Genomic DNA, 15,078 nt, shown 5'->3' with positions numbered 1-15,078 from the left:
GACCGACGCTTCAGACCGGGCCGAGTTATCGATGCTCGGGAGGTATAATTTTGTGGGGCGTCTACGGTAACTGAAGGATAGTTCCACGCCATTTGCATCGTCCAACACTGATTTGGTATCGCGACGATACTTAAAAGGTATTTCTATGGAACTGCGCCATCTGCGCTACTTCGTGGCCGTCGCCGAGGAATGCAATGTCACCAAGGCCGCCAAACGTCTGCATATTGCGCAGCCGCCGCTGAGCCGGCAGATCCAGCAGCTCGAAGACATCCTTGGCGTGCAGCTGTTCGAGCGCAACTCGCGGCCGCTGAAGCTGACCGAGGCTGGCCGCTTCTTCTATTCGCACGCCGTGCAACTGCTCGCGCAAACGACGGAAATCGAGGCGATGACGCGGCGCGTCGGCAAGATCGAGCGCAGTTTGTCGGTGGGCTTCGTCGGCTCGACGCTGTACGGCATGCTGCCGAAAATCATCCGGCGCTTTCGTACCGAGAACAGCACCGTCGAGCTGAGCCTGCACGAGATGTCGACGATGGATCAGATCAAGGCGCTCAAGGAAGGCCGCATCGACGTCGGCTTCGGCCGCATCCGTCACGAAGACCCGAGCATCCGGCGCGTCGTGCTGCGCGAAGAACGGATGATCGTCGCGCTGCCGCTCGGCCATCCGCTGATCGCCGCGAAGCCGGTGCTGTCGCTGCACGACCTGACCGGCGAAACGCTGATCATTTTCCCGAAGGCGCCACGGCCCAGTTACGCGGACCAGGTGCTGGCCGCGTTTCACGATCGCGGTCTGAAGCCGCAGCGGCTCTACGAGACGCGCGAATTGCAGATCGCGCTCGGCCTCGTCGGCGCGGGCGAAGGCATCTCGATCGTGCCGGCGAGCGTGTACGGCTTGCAGCGCGGCGACGTTGCCTACAAGGACCTCGACGACCAGAACCTCGTGTCGCCGATCATCATGAGCATGCGCATGCTCGACGAATCGGCCGACATCAAGCGCATGCTCGAACTGATCTACGCGCTGTACGACGAAGAGCACATGACCTATCTGCCGCCTTCGCATTCGTAGAGCGGATTGTGCGGTTCGCGGCCCGACGCCTACGCCGGCTTCGCCGCAACGAAGTTGTATGGACAAGATATCCGCCACGGTATAGACCGCGGGTATACGCGAAAATTCCGCCCGCGCCCGCAGCCCTTCAATTAGCCTTACAAGCTTGTCCACAAAGGCTTTCACGCCTATTCCCTGTCTCCTTCCCGGGTGCCCGTAAGCACTAACCCTGATTGCCGCTCATCGCTCGTACTGGATAATTTGTCTATACAACATCGCACCTCGCAGCATCCTCCCGGAGACTTTATGAAGAAACTCGCCTTGTCCCTCGCCCTCGCGCTCGCTGCCACCGGCGCCTTCGCCAAAGATTGGTCCACGGTTCGCTTCGGCGTGGATGCGAGCTACGCGCCGTTCGAATCGAAAGCGACCGATGGCAAGCTGGTCGGCTTCGACGTCGACCTCGGCACCGAAATCTGCCGCCGTTTGAACGCGAAGTGCGTGTGGGTCGAGCAGGACTTCGACAGCATGATTCCGGCACTGAAGGCAAAGAAGTTCGACGGCGTGCTGTCGTCGATGTCGATGACGCCGCAACGCGCCGAACAGATCGCCTTCTCGTCGAAGCTGTTCAACACGCCGACACGTCTCGTCGCGAAGCAGGGTTCGGGCATCCTGCCGACCGCCGACTCGCTGAAGGGCAAGACGGTGGGCGTCGAACAGGGCACGATCCAGGAAACCTACGCGAAGACCTATTGGGAGCCCAAGGGCGTGAAGGTCGTGCCGTATCAGAACCAGGACGCGGTCTATACCGACCTGCAGTCGGGCCGTCTGGACGCAGCGCTGCAGGACGCCGTGCAGGCTGACCAGGGTTTCCTGAAGACGCCGCGCGGCGCGGGCTTCGACTTCGTCGGCAAGACCATCGACGATCCGAAGATCCTCGGCAACGGCGCGGGCATCGGCATGCGCAAGGAAGACGCCGATCTGAAGACGAAGGTCGACAAGGCGATCGCCGACATGATCAAGGACGGCACCTACAAGAAGATCGAGCAGAAGTACTTCAACTTCGACGTGTACGGCAGTTGAGTCCGCCCCCCACAAGCCCGCTCCACCCGATCGCCAGGCCCCGCGCGCATGCGCGCGGCTCGCTCCATCAAGGACACTCCCATGCTGTTTCAAGGCTTCGGTCCGCTGCTCCTCGCGGGCACGTGGGTAACCATCAAGCTCGCGGTGCTGTCGCTCGCGGCGTCGTTTGCGCTGGGACTTCTCGGCGCCGCCGCGAAGCTGTCGACCAACCGTGCGATCTCGCGCATCGGCACGATGTACACGACGCTGATCCGCGCCGTGCCCGATCTCGTGCTGATGCTGTTGCTGTTCTACAGCATCCAGATCTGGCTCAATGATCTGACCGACATGTTCAGCATCGAGCAGATCGACATCGATCCGTTTCTCGCCGGTGTGATCACGCTGGGCTTCATTTACGGCGCGTACTTCACCGAAACCTTCCGCGGCGCGTTTCTCTCCGTGCCGCGCGGGCAGATCGAAGCGGGCTTCGCGTACGGCATGAGCGCGCGGCGCGTGTTCACGCGCATCCTGTTCCCGCAGATGATGCGCTTCGCGCTGCCCGGCATCGGCAACAACTGGCAGGTGCTCGTGAAGGCCACCGCGCTCGTGTCGATCATCGGTCTCGCGGACGTGGTCAAGGCATCGCAGGACGCCGGCAAGAGCACGCAGTCGTTCTTCTTCTTCACGCTGGCGACCGGGGCCATCTACCTCGCCATCACCACCATTTCGAATCTGCTATTGAACCGCCTCGAGAAGCGCTACTCGATCGGCGTACGGAGGGCCACGCTGTGATCGAACTGACTCGTCAATACTGGCAGAACTACCTGTTCACGGACGGCTTCAACTACACCGGCCTCGTCATCACGCTGTGGTTGCTGGTTGCGTCGATCGTGCTGGGTTTCGTGTTGGCCGTGCCGCTCGCGATCGCGCGCGCGTCGCGCAACCGCTACATCTCCGGACCCGTCTGGCTTTACACCTACATCTTCCGGGGCACGCCTTTATACGTTCAGTTGCTGTTGATCTACACGGGCCTCTACAGTCTGCATTTCGTCCATTCGCACCAGATGCTCGACAGCTTCTTTCGCAATGCGATGAACTGCACGCTGCTCGCGTTCGCGCTGAACGAATGCGCGTATGCCACCGAGATCTTCGCGGGTTCGATCCGGGAGACCTCGCACGGTGAAATCGAGGCGGCCCAGGCTTACGGCATGTCGAAGTTCAAGCTGTACACGCGCATCATCCTGCCTTCGGCGCTGCGCCGGGCACTGCCCTCGTACAGCAACGAGGTGATCCTGATGCTGCACGCGACGACACTCGCGTTCACGGCGACCGTCCCCGACATTCTGAAAGTGGCGCGCGACGTCAACTCCGCGACCTACGCGACGTTCCAGGCGTACGGCATCGCGGCGATCCTGTATGCGGCGATCGTGTTCGCGCTGATCTGGGGCTTCCGCAAGATGGAAATCCGATTGCTGGCTTATCTGAAACCGCAAGCGCATTAAACCCGGACGCATTCGCGTCATGATGGAGCATACGAGCATGTACAAGCTGACGGTCGACGACCTGCACAAGAAGTTCGGCGACAACGAGGTATTGAAGGGCGTCTCGCTGAAGGCGAAGGCGGGCGACGTGATTAGCCTCATCGGGTCGAGCGGCTCCGGGAAAAGCACCTTCCTGCGGTGCATCAACTTTCTCGAATCGCCGTGCGCCGGGCGCATCACGCTGAACGGAGAGGAAATCAACACGAGCAGGGATCGCAACGGCTCGCTACGCGTGACCCATCCGAAGCAGTTGCAAACGATGCGCACGCGTCTGTCGATGGTGTTCCAGCATTTCAATCTGTGGGCGCATATGACGGCGCTCGAGAACATCATCGAGGCGCCGATCAGCGTGCTGGGATTGAGCCGCGCGCAAGCCGAGGAACGCGCTCGGAAGTATCTGACCAAGGTCGGTTTGCCGGCCAGCACGGAGAAAAAATATCCGTCGCATCTGTCCGGTGGTCAGCAGCAGCGCGTCGCGATTGCTCGCGCGCTTGCGATGGAGCCGGAAGTGATGCTGTTCGACGAACCGACTTCGGCGCTCGATCCCGAACTCGTCGGCGAAGTGCTGCGTGTGATGCAGGCGCTCGCCGAAGAAGGCCGCACGATGATCGTCGTCACGCACGAAATGGGCTTTGCGCGCAACGTGTCGAATCATGTCGTATTCCTGCACAAGGGCAAGATCGAGGAGCAAGGGCATCCGCATCAGGTGCTGACGAATCCGCGCAGCGAGCGGTTGCAGCAGTTTTTGGCGGGGCGGTTGAAGTAGCGGCGGCGGGGTATGGCGCGTCGTTCAGCCTCGCGCCTTACCCCGAATCAATTCCAGAACGACTGCGCGACTCACCCGATCGCACTGGTCTGCGCGCGGTTCACAGATACACCGTGTGTTCGCTCTCGCCCTCCGGCAGCACGAGGATCACGCCTGACAACAGCGCGCTGTGATGCGCGCACATCAACACCTGCGCGCGATAGCACAGCACATCGCCGGGCTCGAAATCGAGCGGCACCGAAAAATGCGGGCAACGGTTCGCGTAAGCCCACACCTGCTCGCCACGCCGCACGGGCACGTCGGCAAGCGGGCACAGCGGTGTTTCGTTCATCGCTCAGACTCTCCGTTCCGGATTGCCGAGGCTCCAGTCCCACGGACGGATCTCGACGCAATCGAATAGCCCCGCCTGCATATACGGATCGTTGCTGACGAACTCCATCACATCGTCGATACGCTCCGCTTCGACGACCCGCAACGTGCCGTTCATCGCATCGCATTGCGGCGCGAGCGTCGGACCGCCGAGGCGCACGAACACGCCACGATGCGGATTGCCGCGCAACCACGTCCGATGCACCGGACGCACCCGTTCGCGCACTTCGCGCATGCCGGGCTTGTCGGTCGCGAAGACCGCGAAAAAACGTGCCATCGTCGTCAACTCCGATCGAGGATGAAGTCGTAGCGCGCTTCGCGGAACGGTCCGTCGAAACCGAAGCGGCGCGCGAGTTCGTGATCCGCGGAGCACTCGCGATAGTCGACCATCAGCGAGGGCTTCACGCCGAACACCGCGTCCGAATCCAGATACGGATCCTCGCGATCGAACACATGCGTGACCAGTGTCCGATGCCCCGGCGCATCTATCATGAAGTGCAGATGCGCGGGTCGCCACGGATGCCGTCCGGTCGCTTCGAGCATGCGGCCGACCGGGCCGTCGGTCGGAATCGGATAGCTGACCGGCACGATCGTCGAAATCGCGTAGCGGCCTTCGGCGTCGGTGCGAAAACGTCCACGCAGATTGCCGTGCGGCTGCTCGGTGTCCTGCCCCGAGTACATGCCGTTATCGGCGGTCTGCCAGACGTCTAGCACCGCGTTGGCAAGCGGCTCACCGTCCGTCGACAGCACGCGCCCATGCACGAGTGCGGGCGTGCCCGGCGTGAACGCGATGTTCTCGCCGTACGCGCGCTCGGGCATGCCGCGAATATAGAACGGACCGAATACGGTGGTGTCGGTCGCGCCCGTCGCGAGACGGTGATTGATCGCGTCGACGAGCATCGATACGCCGAGCGTATCCGACAACAGGATGAATTCCTGACGCACGAGGTCATCGCACATCTTGCCGGTGTCGGTCAGAAAGCGAATGGCCGACATCCATTCGGCCTCGGTCGGCTCGACTTCACGCACGAACGCATGCATGTGCCGCACGAGGCTTTGCATCAGCGTGCGCAGCCGTTCGTCGGGCGTGCCCGCGAAGCTTGCTACCACCTGCTCGGTCAGGGCCTGCTCGGCTTCTTTGCTGTCTGTCGACATGTCTTCCTCCATCGATTGTTCTGGCGGCGCTGCGTTGGCCAATGCTCAGGCGGGTTCAGCGCCCTGCCACGCACGTTGCAGCAGCGCGCGGATCGCGTCGCGCGCCACGGGACGCGGGTTCGCATACGGATTCTTGCACGCGAGATCGGCCGCTTCGTCGAGTCCCTGCTCGGCCATTCCGATCTGCGCGAGCGCCATCGGAATGCCGAGCGCGCGGTTCAGTTCGAACAGCAGCGGACCCGCGTCGGCCGCGCGCTTGCCGCCGAGCGCGCGTGCGACGCACGCAAGCGCATCGGGCGCGGCGCTGTGGGTGTAGTGTGCCGTATGCGGCAGGTTAAACGTACCGCCCAACGTATGACACAGCTTGTGATGGTAAGTGAATGCTGTTTCGCTGCTAATCGCTGAATCTGTCAATCGGTCACGCTGGATCGTGCAGGTACATGGCTAGCCTGAAAGGCCTGGTTTCGTATCAGCATGGCCCATGCCGTCCGTGCATACTTTGCCGCGAGCGCCACGGCAGCGATGTTTTTGTGTCGACGTTTGAATGTACGAATGAACGGATTTGGATGTCATAACCGACATGCGAAACGCGCCATACATCAAAGACCGGTTGCTGATCGTCGCGATGTTCGCGTTGCCCGCGTTCGTGTTCACCAACGGCTGTAAGTCGACCGCGACGGCGACGCCGTCTGCGACCGCGCCGCGGGCAATCGCCACCGACGACGCTACGCTCGCCCGCCGGGTGAAGCAGGCGCTTGTCGCGGACCCCGCGCTACGATCGTTACCGATGAGCGTGGCAACGTATCGAGGCGTCGTGCAGTTGTCGGGATACGTGGATTCAGAGGCACAGATTCTGGAAGCACTTGCGGTGACCCACGGCGTGCCGGGGGTGCAATCCGTGAGCAACGATCTGCACCTCAAGCCGCAATGACATGCGTTCGCCGGTAGACGGTTGACACGAGAGTAACGCGGCACAGCGCACTCAAGCGAGCGCGGTCTCACAGCCGAAAACTCGGCGCGAGACCCAGGGCCGCTTCTGGAGTTCTCCGGACTTCGCTTTGGTCCGGTTCACAACGATAGCGGGCCGCGCAAGGTCATCTTCATATCCTGCTCCTCGTACCGATCAGCTTCTGCGTCACATCCAGTTCCACGATCGATCCTCCGTGGCTCGGTCATGCCTCGGCTTTCAATATATCGCATGTGATATTTCACCCAACAGGCCGGCTGCGAAACTGGTGTTCGACAATCGACAGGTATGCTGATTGCTCATGTTATGACGAGGCGGTTTGCGATTGACCGGTTCACCGTCACTTTGCCACCGTCTGATTGTGTCTCGAAAGGAGGTTTCGATCGTGTCGCTCTCTCGCCGTCATTTCATGATACTTGCCGCATCCGTCGCCTCAACGACGGTTCTCTCGACAAAGTCAAACGCGGACGCGCCTGTGCTGTCCGAAAACGATCCGACCGCACTGGCCCTCGGATACAAGATGGACGCATCGAAGGTCGACAAGGCGAAATTCCCTCGGTACCAGACAGGGCAGACCTGCGCCAATTGCCAACTGTATCAAGGCAAACCCGGTTCCACGATTGGGCCGTGTCCGACCTACGGGGGCAAGCTGGTCTACGCAAAAGGGTGGTGTAACGCCTACGTGAAAAAGGCGTAATTTACACGCCGTCGTTGTGCTTCATCGTAGCTCGCGCCGATAGCCGCGTTCCAGTGCGCCGTTATGACAAGGAATAACAAGCTAGCCTCCGTTCAGCACCATCTCACCTGGTCATATCCAACAGGATCGACGGTCTAGTCCGGCCACTTGCGAGATTGAGCCGCGATACCAATGGGCGTTACACGCCTCGAAACACTGGGGCCCAGGCAATCCGCCATAGTCGGGAATCACATCCGAAACGTTGTTTCGGCGCGTCTTGACGACTACCGGAACGCGTCCGAAGCCGGAACTCTGAGCCGGAACGACCCGTTCCCGATCGAATTCGACGATCGAATCTTCGACGACACCTCTGATGGGGGATGAACTTACTTAAGCTCTTCGGAAGGAAACGCGGTGAGGAAGTCGAAGTCGCACCCTGCCGCGGCAGAGAGTACGTGATCGTGATAGAGCCGCTGGTAACCGCGCGCATACATCCCTTGCGCCGGACGAATCTCAGCGGCACGACGCGCCAGCTCGACCTCGTCGACCAGTAGATCGATCCGCTTGTCCCGCGCCGAGAGCCGGATCCGATCACCGTTGCGCACCAGCGCCAGCGGGCCACCGAGCGCCGCTTCTGGCGTCACGTGAAGCACGATGGTCCCGTACGCCGTGCCCGACATGCGCGCATCGGAAATCCTCACCATGTCCTTCACCCCCGCCCGCGCAAGTTTCTGCGGAATCGGCAGATAGCCGGCCTCGGGCATGCCTGAAGCACTGCGCGGCCCCGCGTTCTGCAATACGAGAACGTCGTCCGCGCGAACGTCCAGACTGGGGTCGTCGATGCGCGCGGCCAGATCTTCGAGCGAGGTAAATACCACGGCACGCCCTTCGTGTTCGAGCAGTTCGGGAGTAGCGGCGGCGCGCTTCAGAACCGCACCGCCGGGCGCCAGACTCCCGTTTAGAACAATCAGCCCGCCCTCGGGACTGACCGGTTTCTCCGTCGAGCGGATCACGGCCGTATCGATCGGATCGGCAAGCGGCCTGTTCAAACGCTCCTCGAGACTGTGCCCGGCGGGTCATATCGTGCTGCGCGAGTCGGGTAGCTGATATGGGCCGTGGCCAGGACAGCAAGAGACATCACTGCGGACATAGGGAGGATCAGGTTACTTCTTGACGAGCACGTGGGGCTATATCTCGGCTTACGTGGTTTCCGCTGAAATCCTGCCGACGCGGTTGCGCGCCTCGGGTTTGGGCGTGTCCGTTGCTTTCGGTCGAGTGGGCGCAATGGTTACGCCGCTACTGCTGACGAGTGCCTTCAGCACGACGGGCGCACCTTCCGCACCGTTGCTCGTACTGCTGGCGCTTGCGCTGCCCGGTCCGGTTGCCGCCGCGATGTGGTGGGTCAAGGGACGCGAAACCTGGAATATTTCGCTGGAGGAAGGTAGCGACGATGCGTTGACGGAAGCCACAGGTCAGCAAGAATTCCGAACGCGCAAAGCATAAACGCCTGGAGAGCTGAAGAGCTGCAGAGAGAAATCCCTGCAGCTTTTTCTTCAAATCGTCCGTCTTAAGACAACAGGCTTTCCACCCATCGTCTGTTTCGTCATCCATGCAGCAAGCGCCGAATCCAGGTAGTCGGCGTGTCCCGGAAACCAGTTGTACAGATGCATGCCGATGTCATGCACCAGCGCGCAACCGGCCTGCCCTGCTTCGACCGCGGCTTTAACGTCTCGGACTGAATTCAGCACGGCTTCGTGCTCTTCGATGTGGCAGTCGCGCGGGGGAAAGTTTGTCGTGCGCATCCATTCGTCTTCCTGCTCGAAATGGCTGACGGCGTGTTTTTCGAATTCGTCGATTGCGGCAAGGGCGCTCGCATCGGTGCAGGTCACGAGCCGTAGCGCAACTCCATAGAATTCCTGATGCACGTCATCCATCGGCGTGAAGCCGAGTAGCCGTGCGTCCGACCACACAAGGCTGTTGTCACTTTCCCGCACAGGGGCTTCGACATCTTTCAATACAGAGTCTGTCATGTTCGATCAATCCGGCTTTATCAAGATCTAAATCATAGCCGCGACATATAGAACGCCGCGAATTTCCCAGCATTCCACCGTCAGCGCCGCTTAAATCCTTAAGTCTTTCGAGGCTAGCCGGGTGGAACAATTCGGCCGGCATTCGGGCACGCCGATGCGCTTGCCCTTCAAATCTTCAGGCTTGTCGATACCGCGATCTGCAGCACCCGGTCGCCGCTTGCCGTTGTGCTCCCCTTTCGCGCCGGTGTAGTCACCGAAAAAATTGCCCTCCGTTTCCGGTTTCGACGAATTCACCCCAGCATGCTTCCCGGGATCGATGACGACAACGTAGCCATCCGACCGAAGCACAGCCAGCGCCTCACAAATTAGATCCATCGGCGATGAATCCCGTCCCTTTATATTAGAGATCGAATATTCCTAGTCCTGCGGCACTTCCGACCATACGTACTTTCCCGGATGCCCCCAAAGGTTCTTGCCAATTTCACTAGATATCTAATATAGTTGAGTAACACCTGTTGATGAAGGCGACCTGTCGCCGGGAGACATTACATGCTGACCCACCAAGAAAATGAATTGCTGTGCCGCGTTGAAGGCGATGCCCCGATGGGCCAACTGATGCGACGGCACTGGACGCCGGTTTGCCTCATCGAAGAAGTCAGCGAGCCGGATGGTGCGCCGGTCAAAGCGCGCGTATTTGGCGAAGACCTCGTCGTATTCCGGGACTCGGAAGGCAGCGTTGGTGTGCTGGACGAGTACTGCCCGCACCGTCGCGCATCGCTCGTCTACGGCCGCAATGAAGACTCCGGCCTGCGCTGCCTGTATCACGGCTGGAAGTTCGACGTCGCGGGCAACGTGCTTGAAATGGTGTCCGAGCCGGCAGCGAGCTGCATGACCGACAAGGTCAAGCACAAGGCCTATCCAGTGCAGGAATGGGGCGGCATGGTGTGGGCGTATATGGGCCCGCAAGACGCCATCCCCGAATTCGTGCCGCCGGCCTGGGCGCCGACTGCCGACACCCGCGTGAGCATCGCCAAGGCGCTGCTGCCGTGCAATTGGGCGCAAATCCTCGAAGGCGCGATCGACTCCGCGCACAGCTCCAGCCTGCATTCGTCCGACTTCGTGCCGGCACGCGTCGGCGGCGCCGAAGCGACCGGGAAGAACTGGTTGCGCCCGTCCACCGACAAGGCCCCGCGCCTGCAGGTCGAGCGCACCGACTACGGCTTCCGTTACGCCGCGCTGCGCCGCCCGATCTTCAACGCCAACACGCACGACTACGTGCGCTCCACGGTGTTCGTGGCGCCGGGAACGGTGCTGATTCCGCCGAACAATCTTTACAACGTTGCGAACATCAATGTGCCGATGGACGACACGAACACGGCGTTCTACTTCATCGCCTGGGGCGATCCGGAGACGACGCCGGAAAACGAAACGTGGCGCAAGTTCCTGCGTCAGCAGGTCGGTGTTGATCTCGACCAGTACTATCGTCCGCTGCGCAATCACGACAACCGCTTCTGGCAGGACCGCCAGGCGATGAAGGCTGGCAATTTCACTGGCATTTCGGGCTTCCCGAACCAGGACATCGCCATGTGGGTCACGATGGGCCCGATTGCGAACCGCTCGGACGAGCGCCTCGGCGCGAGCGATCTCGCCATCGTCGAATTCCGTCGCCGCATGATCGATGCGATCGCCGAATTCGAGAAGGATGGCGAAGCAATTGGCACCGGTGCAAAGGCGATTTCCCGGGAAGTGTGTTCGTACCAGGCTGTCGTGCCGAAGGAAATCGACTGGCGCACGTATGCTGCGCGCTACGTCAGCAAAAAGAATCCGGAACCGGCCGACCAACCGTCCGCGCTTGCAACGGACTATCAGGTCAAGCAATAACGGGAGACACACGGCCATGGAGCAGCGCCGTTTGCGTATCGGGGTCGCAGGACTGGGACGGGCATTCTCGCTGATGTTGCCGACCTTCCTGCGCGACCCCAGAGTCCAGCTCGTCGCTGCGTGCGATCCGCGTGACGAAGCGCGGCGGCAGTTCGCCGCCGACTTCGCTGCGCCCACCTATGCGGACGTGGCGGAGTTGGCGGATGACCCCAACGTCGAGATCATCTACGTTGCGAGTCCGCACCAGTTCCACGCGCAGCACACTGAAATTGCCGCGGCAAAAGGCAAACACGTGCTGGTCGAAAAGCCGATAGCGCTCGCCGCTGCGGACTGCGATCGCATGATCGCTGCATGCCGCGCAGCGAACGTGCATCTGATCGTCGGGCATTGCCACAGTTTCGACACGCCGTACCTGTGTACGCGCGAATTGATCAGGCGCGGCGATTTCGGCGCGGTGAAAATGATCCAGGCCGTGAACTACACCGACTACCTTTACCGCCCGCGCCGGCCCGAGGAGCTGGCCACGGCTGAAGGTGGCGGCGCCGTCTTCAGCCAGGCGGCTCACCAGGTCGACATCGTGCGAATGCTCGCCAGCTCGCGCGCGACGCGGCTGCGCGCGAGTGTGGGACGGTGGGATTCGTCACGCCCAACCGAAGGTGCTTATTCGGCGCTGATCTGGTTCGAGAACGGTGCTTATGCCTCGCTCTCGTACAACGGCTATGGCCACTTCAATACCGAAGAGTGGAGCGGCTGGATCGGCGAAATGGGCGATCGCACAAGCCCCGACATGTACGGGAGCGCCCGCCGCCGTCTGGAGACGCTCGCGTCCTCGGGCGACGAAGCCAGACTCAAGGCGGCCGGCACCTACGGCGGATCGGCATACAAGCCGCCGACGGCCGCCGCGGACGAGCCGCCGCGCTTTCATCAGCATTTCGGTCCGATCATCGTCTCGTGCGAACGCGCGGACCTGCGCCCGCTGCCCGATTCGATCGTCGTCTACGGCGACGAGCAGCGCCAAACGCTGCCACTGCCTGCACCCGTCGTGCCGCGCGCCGAAGTCATCGACGAGTTGTATGGCGCGGTCGTCGACGGACACTCGCCCCTTCACGACGGCGAATGGGCAAAGGGCACGCTGGAAATCTGTATCGCGATTCTGAAGTCAAGCGAAACGGGCGCAGATGTAACGCTTTGATAGTTCGCGGTAAGCGCAAAAGCCCTCATTGCCCTCGTTTGAACTGAGCCATATACAGTTAAAACGAGGGATTTTTTGTCAGCGCTTCCTTCTACGGGGCGCACACATACGCCCCGATCTCGTTACCCGGCGAACGCCGCGAAGCGCCGCGAAAAATCAATCGCCCCGACGTTCTTCGTCAGCTTACCTAACGAAATACCGTCCACGCCGGTCTCGGCAATGGTTCGCAGCGTCTGCTCGGTCACACCGCCCGAGACTTCCAGCTCGGCGCGCCTCCGATGCCACGCACAGCCTCGCGCATCGTCTCGATCGAGAAATTGTCGAGCAGAATCGCCGCGGCGCCCCCAGCCAACGCTTCCTTTAACTCATCGAGCGTCTCCGCCTCGACCTGCACGGGCACACCCGCACCCAATGCTTGAGTGGCGCGAAGCGTCGACGCAATGCCGCCGCCCGCCGCGATGTGGTTTTCCTTGATCAGAATGCCGTCGGTGGTCTGCCGTCGTGCCTGTCGTGGACCTGGCACGCCCGCCTATATTATTAGATCTATAATTAATTTGCTACTCGGGAAGGACCTGAAATGCTGAGCTGCGCCTCAATCCTGATCGATTTCTTCGCCGCGTGCCGCGATCAGATTGCCCACTTCCCGCGTCGACGGAATGCGCAGCGCCGGGTTGTCCGACTCGGATTCGTCGCGTGCCATGTTCTCGATGATCGTCAGCAGAACCTTCCGCGCGACGTTGATCTCGGTGGTTTTCAGGCCCCTGACGCTAATTTCGTTGACTTCTTCCGCGAGCGGGACGAGCTTGTTTTTCAGGCTCCGGCCGCGCGGCGTGAGGCAGACGTGCGTGTTCTTGCGATTGCCGGGTTCATAGCGGCGCTCGACATACCCGAGCTTTTCCATTGCCGACACCGCACTGAACGTGGTGGGCGTGGTGGTGCCGGTCTCGTCGCTGAGCTCCTTCTGCGTAAGCCCGTCGGTGACCCATAGCACACGCAGATAAGCCCAGTGGCCGAACGAGACTTCATGCTGCGCCAGGCGCATTTGCAGACCGCGAATCATCGCGCGGCCTGCATCCTTCACCAGGTGAGCAAGACGGTCATCCGGAACCGCCTCGCGCCAGTGCCGCAGGATGGGGTCCTCGCTCGCGCCCCCGCCCTTGCCCGAAGTACGTGCTGCTGCCATACCTTCCTCGCTGTTATTGTGACCAGACCGGTGACAATCATAGCGCTTTAGCCGGCACGAGAGGCGCTGGAGCGCATCGCCTAGGCCGCTCAGAAGGTGTGGCGAATGCCCACGGTCACGCCCGCCTGGTCCATGCCTGGCGCAATGTCCACGCCTGTGCCACGAATACCGACATTGGAGAATGAACGGTTGGAGACATACGCCCCTTCCGCATACACGTCGGTGCGCCTGGACAGCGAGTAGTCGACGAGCAATACCCCCATCGTCGGGCCGCCGTGCGGATTGCGAAACTGCGTGTGATAGACGCTGGCGGAAATGGCAAGCGGCGCATTCACCCTCCAGGTCACGCCGCCCCAATAGAGCAGCGAGCTCGGCGGCACATCCGTATTGCGCGTGTTCAGCCAGCGCAGGCCGGCCAGCGTCGTGACCGGCCCGAAGTCGTACGACACGCCGAGCAGCGCTCGCTGCTGCGCATTGCTCTGTGTCGCGATCGAGGTGCCCTGCAACTGGTCGTACGTCAACCCGATGCTGAACGGCCCGCGATCGTACAGGAGCGCCGCGCTCATTTCGCGGCCCACCTTCGTTGCGCCGGGCACGCTCCCACCGTTCGGAATCGTCGCGTCGAACCCGGTGCTGTACAGTGCCGCGAACGTGACGCCGCCGAGGTGCACGCCATAGCGCACCGAATTGTCCGCGCGATTCACGAACTGGCTGTCCATGCTTTGCGCGGAGTAGCTGGGGTTGAACGTCAGCGCGTCGTACTTGTACATCAGCTCGTAGAGCAGGTTCTGGTGACGTCCGAGCGTGAGCGTGCCGTACGGCGTTGAGACGCCAACGAATGCCTTGCGGCCGAACAGCCGTCCGTTCTGACCTAGCGCGCCGGTGTTCACGTTGAACCCGCCCTCCAGCGTAAACACGGCCTTGTAGCCGCCGCCAAGGTCTTCTGATCCCTTGAGCCCCCAGCGCGATCCGGCGAGATTGCCCGACTGTTCCCGGATCACCGAGCCCGTCTGACTGCCCTGGGGCACCCGATTGACGTACTCGACGCCCGCATCAACGATGCCGTAGAGCGTGACCGAACTCTGCGCATGGGCCGACGTGCAGGCGAGCGTCAGCAACCCGCCGCAGGCGAGCGGGAATGTGTGTCTCTTCATGTTCATCTGTCTTCTGGATTACTGAGTATATTGGATGTATTGTCCCCTTCGGCGCATCCGTCG

18 protein-coding genes and 2 pseudogenes are annotated in these 15,078 nt (G+C 61.4%); 10 read left to right on the top strand and 10 right to left on the bottom strand.

The window, feature by feature from the left end; genetic code table 11:
• The first annotated feature begins 145 nt into the window (after window positions 1-145).
• The 5 genes from HWY30_RS00890 (at window position 146) to HWY30_RS00870 (ending at window position 4,408) form a co-directional block, all read left to right on the top strand.
• Window positions 146-1,063 carry a LysR family transcriptional regulator gene (locus HWY30_RS00890; protein ID WP_090810809.1) on the top strand — a complete coding sequence of 306 codons (918 nt, stop codon included), beginning with the start codon at window positions 146-148 and terminating at the stop codon, window positions 1,061-1,063.
• Between the two features lie 285 nt (window positions 1,064-1,348).
• A complete protein-coding gene (locus HWY30_RS00885) occupies window positions 1,349-2,122 on the top strand; it encodes an ABC transporter substrate-binding protein (RefSeq protein WP_090810807.1) in 774 nt (257 codons plus the stop codon).
• 81 nt (window positions 2,123-2,203) lie between these two features.
• Window positions 2,204-2,893 carry an ABC transporter permease gene (locus tag HWY30_RS00880; protein WP_090810805.1) on the top strand — a complete coding sequence of 230 codons (690 nt, stop codon included), beginning with the start codon at window positions 2,204-2,206 and terminating at the stop codon, window positions 2,891-2,893.
• On the top strand, window positions 2,890-3,603 hold the full coding sequence (locus HWY30_RS00875) for an ABC transporter permease (RefSeq protein ID WP_090810803.1): 714 nt from the start codon (window positions 2,890-2,892) through the stop codon (window positions 3,601-3,603). Before HWY30_RS00880 ends, HWY30_RS00875 begins: the two co-directional genes overlap by 4 nt.
• Before the next feature lie 37 nt (window positions 3,604-3,640).
• A complete protein-coding gene (locus tag HWY30_RS00870) occupies window positions 3,641-4,408 on the top strand; it encodes an ABC transporter ATP-binding protein (protein WP_090811842.1) in 768 nt (255 codons plus the stop codon).
• 100 nt (window positions 4,409-4,508) lie between these two features.
• Here the strand turns inward: HWY30_RS00870 and HWY30_RS00865 are convergent, their stop codons facing one another.
• The 4 genes from HWY30_RS00865 to HWY30_RS00850 are packed head-to-tail and all read right to left on the bottom strand — an operon-like array spanning window position 4,509 to window position 6,361.
• Window positions 4,509-4,739, bottom strand: a complete 231-nt coding sequence (locus tag HWY30_RS00865; RefSeq protein ID WP_090810801.1) for a Rieske (2Fe-2S) protein — start codon at window positions 4,737-4,739, stop codon at window positions 4,509-4,511.
• Window positions 4,740-4,742: 3 nt separating this feature from the next.
• Window positions 4,743-5,054 (bottom strand): YciI family protein, encoded by a 312-nt coding sequence (locus tag HWY30_RS00860; RefSeq protein WP_090810799.1) that lies wholly within the window; start codon window positions 5,052-5,054, stop codon window positions 4,743-4,745.
• 5 nt (window positions 5,055-5,059) lie between these two features.
• Window positions 5,060-5,932 (bottom strand): intradiol ring-cleavage dioxygenase, encoded by an 873-nt coding sequence (locus tag HWY30_RS00855; protein ID WP_090810797.1) that lies wholly within the window; start codon window positions 5,930-5,932, stop codon window positions 5,060-5,062.
• A 45-nt stretch (window positions 5,933-5,977) separates the two neighbouring features.
• Window positions 5,978-6,361: a dehydroquinate synthase/iron-containing alcohol dehydrogenase family protein gene (locus tag HWY30_RS00850; protein WP_279613265.1), complete on the bottom strand. Its 384-nt coding sequence runs from the start codon at window positions 6,359-6,361 to the stop codon at window positions 5,978-5,980.
• A 151-nt stretch (window positions 6,362-6,512) separates the two neighbouring features.
• Here HWY30_RS00850 and HWY30_RS00845 point away from each other — a divergent pair, with 151 nt between their 5' ends.
• On the top strand, window positions 6,513-6,863 hold the full coding sequence (locus HWY30_RS00845; RefSeq protein WP_090810795.1) for a BON domain-containing protein: 351 nt from the start codon (window positions 6,513-6,515) through the stop codon (window positions 6,861-6,863).
• A 445-nt stretch (window positions 6,864-7,308) separates the two neighbouring features.
• A complete protein-coding gene (locus tag HWY30_RS00840; protein WP_090810793.1) occupies window positions 7,309-7,596 on the top strand; it encodes a high-potential iron-sulfur protein in 288 nt (95 codons plus the stop codon).
• A gap of 365 nt (window positions 7,597-7,961) precedes the next feature.
• Here the strand turns inward: HWY30_RS00840 and HWY30_RS00835 are convergent.
• A pseudogene (locus HWY30_RS00835) lies at window positions 7,962-8,648 on the bottom strand (IlvD/Edd family dehydratase); the annotation flags it as partial.
• A gap of 97 nt (window positions 8,649-8,745) precedes the next feature.
• On the opposite strand from HWY30_RS00835, the gene HWY30_RS00830 reads away from it, so the two are divergent.
• Complete coding sequence (locus tag HWY30_RS00830) at window positions 8,746-9,078, top strand: hypothetical protein (protein ID WP_244144722.1); 333 nt, start codon at window positions 8,746-8,748, stop codon at window positions 9,076-9,078.
• Between the two features lie 50 nt (window positions 9,079-9,128).
• Here HWY30_RS00830 and HWY30_RS00825 read toward each other — a convergent pair whose 3' ends face one another.
• Together HWY30_RS00825 and HWY30_RS00820 are read right to left on the bottom strand one after the other, a co-directional pair.
• The gene (locus tag HWY30_RS00825; protein ID WP_090810791.1) at window positions 9,129-9,605 is read right to left on the bottom strand and encodes a bacteriohemerythrin; all 477 of its coding nucleotides are present in this window, start codon (window positions 9,603-9,605) and stop codon (window positions 9,129-9,131) included.
• Between the two features lie 90 nt (window positions 9,606-9,695).
• A complete protein-coding gene (locus HWY30_RS00820; protein ID WP_090810789.1) occupies window positions 9,696-9,980 on the bottom strand; it encodes a hypothetical protein in 285 nt (94 codons plus the stop codon).
• Window positions 9,981-10,154: 174 nt separating this feature from the next.
• On the opposite strand from HWY30_RS00820, the gene HWY30_RS00815 reads away from it, so the two are divergent.
• Both HWY30_RS00815 and HWY30_RS00810 read left to right on the top strand, forming a co-directional pair.
• Window positions 10,155-11,486: a Rieske 2Fe-2S domain-containing protein gene (locus HWY30_RS00815; protein WP_090810787.1), complete on the top strand. Its 1,332-nt coding sequence runs from the start codon at window positions 10,155-10,157 to the stop codon at window positions 11,484-11,486.
• A gap of 16 nt (window positions 11,487-11,502) precedes the next feature.
• Complete coding sequence (locus HWY30_RS00810) at window positions 11,503-12,678, top strand: Gfo/Idh/MocA family protein (protein ID WP_090810785.1); 1,176 nt, start codon at window positions 11,503-11,505, stop codon at window positions 12,676-12,678.
• Window positions 12,679-12,800: 122 nt separating this feature from the next.
• Here the strand turns inward: HWY30_RS00810 and HWY30_RS00805 are convergent.
• The 3 genes and pseudogenes from HWY30_RS00805 to HWY30_RS00795 all read right to left on the bottom strand — a co-directional run.
• Window positions 12,801-13,180, bottom strand: a pseudogene (locus HWY30_RS00805) (beta/alpha barrel domain-containing protein); the annotation flags it as partial.
• Window positions 13,181-13,270: 90 nt separating this feature from the next.
• Window positions 13,271-13,861: a MarR family winged helix-turn-helix transcriptional regulator gene (locus HWY30_RS00800; RefSeq protein ID WP_090810784.1), complete on the bottom strand. Its 591-nt coding sequence runs from the start codon at window positions 13,859-13,861 to the stop codon at window positions 13,271-13,273.
• An 89-nt stretch (window positions 13,862-13,950) separates the two neighbouring features.
• Entirely contained in the window at window positions 13,951-15,021 is a 1,071-nt protein-coding gene (locus tag HWY30_RS00795; protein ID WP_090810782.1) for a porin, read from the bottom strand.
• Between the last annotated feature and the right edge of the window lie 57 nt (window positions 15,022-15,078).

It is taken from the genome of Paraburkholderia tuberum STM678 (assembly GCF_902833905.1).
In the GTDB taxonomy this organism is placed as follows: domain Bacteria; phylum Pseudomonadota; class Gammaproteobacteria; order Burkholderiales; family Burkholderiaceae; genus Paraburkholderia; species Paraburkholderia tuberum.
The sequence above is the reverse complement of the archived record's forward strand: the minus strand, read 5'-3'. Positions and strand labels throughout refer to the sequence as shown.

Bases quoted from the DNA above. Each gene is read 5' to 3' on its own strand.
- HWY30_RS00885 (WP_090810807.1), top strand. From the start codon at position 1,349: ATGAAGAAACTCGCCTTGTCCCTCGCCCTCGCGCTCGCTGCCACCGGC.
- HWY30_RS00880 (WP_090810805.1), top strand. From the start codon at position 2,204: ATGCTGTTTCAAGGCTTCGGTCCGCTGCTCCTCGCGGGCACGTGGGTA.
- HWY30_RS00855 (WP_090810797.1), bottom strand. From the start codon at position 5,932: ATGTCGACAGACAGCAAAGAAGCCGAGCAGGCCCTGACCGAGCAGGTG.
- HWY30_RS00810 (WP_090810785.1), top strand. From the start codon at position 11,503: ATGGAGCAGCGCCGTTTGCGTATCGGGGTCGCAGGACTGGGACGGGCA.
- HWY30_RS00840 (WP_090810793.1), top strand. From the start codon at position 7,309: ATGATACTTGCCGCATCCGTCGCCTCAACGACGGTTCTCTCGACAAAG.
- HWY30_RS00815 (WP_090810787.1), top strand. From the start codon at position 10,155: ATGCTGACCCACCAAGAAAATGAATTGCTGTGCCGCGTTGAAGGCGAT.
- HWY30_RS00860 (WP_090810799.1), bottom strand. From the start codon at position 5,054: ATGGCACGTTTTTTCGCGGTCTTCGCGACCGACAAGCCCGGCATGCGC.
- HWY30_RS00870 (WP_090811842.1), top strand. From the start codon at position 3,641: ATGTACAAGCTGACGGTCGACGACCTGCACAAGAAGTTCGGCGACAAC.
- HWY30_RS00890 (WP_090810809.1), top strand. From the start codon at position 146: ATGGAACTGCGCCATCTGCGCTACTTCGTGGCCGTCGCCGAGGAATGC.
- HWY30_RS00825 (WP_090810791.1), bottom strand. From the start codon at position 9,605: ATGACAGACTCTGTATTGAAAGATGTCGAAGCCCCTGTGCGGGAAAGT.
- HWY30_RS00865 (WP_090810801.1), bottom strand. From the start codon at position 4,739: ATGAACGAAACACCGCTGTGCCCGCTTGCCGACGTGCCCGTGCGGCGT.
- HWY30_RS00820 (WP_090810789.1), bottom strand. From the start codon at position 9,980: ATGGATCTAATTTGTGAGGCGCTGGCTGTGCTTCGGTCGGATGGCTAC.
- HWY30_RS00800 (WP_090810784.1), bottom strand. From the start codon at position 13,861: ATGGCAGCAGCACGTACTTCGGGCAAGGGCGGGGGCGCGAGCGAGGAC.
- HWY30_RS00845 (WP_090810795.1), top strand. From the start codon at position 6,513: ATGCGAAACGCGCCATACATCAAAGACCGGTTGCTGATCGTCGCGATG.
- HWY30_RS00795 (WP_090810782.1), bottom strand. From the start codon at position 15,021: ATGAACATGAAGAGACACACATTCCCGCTCGCCTGCGGCGGGTTGCTG.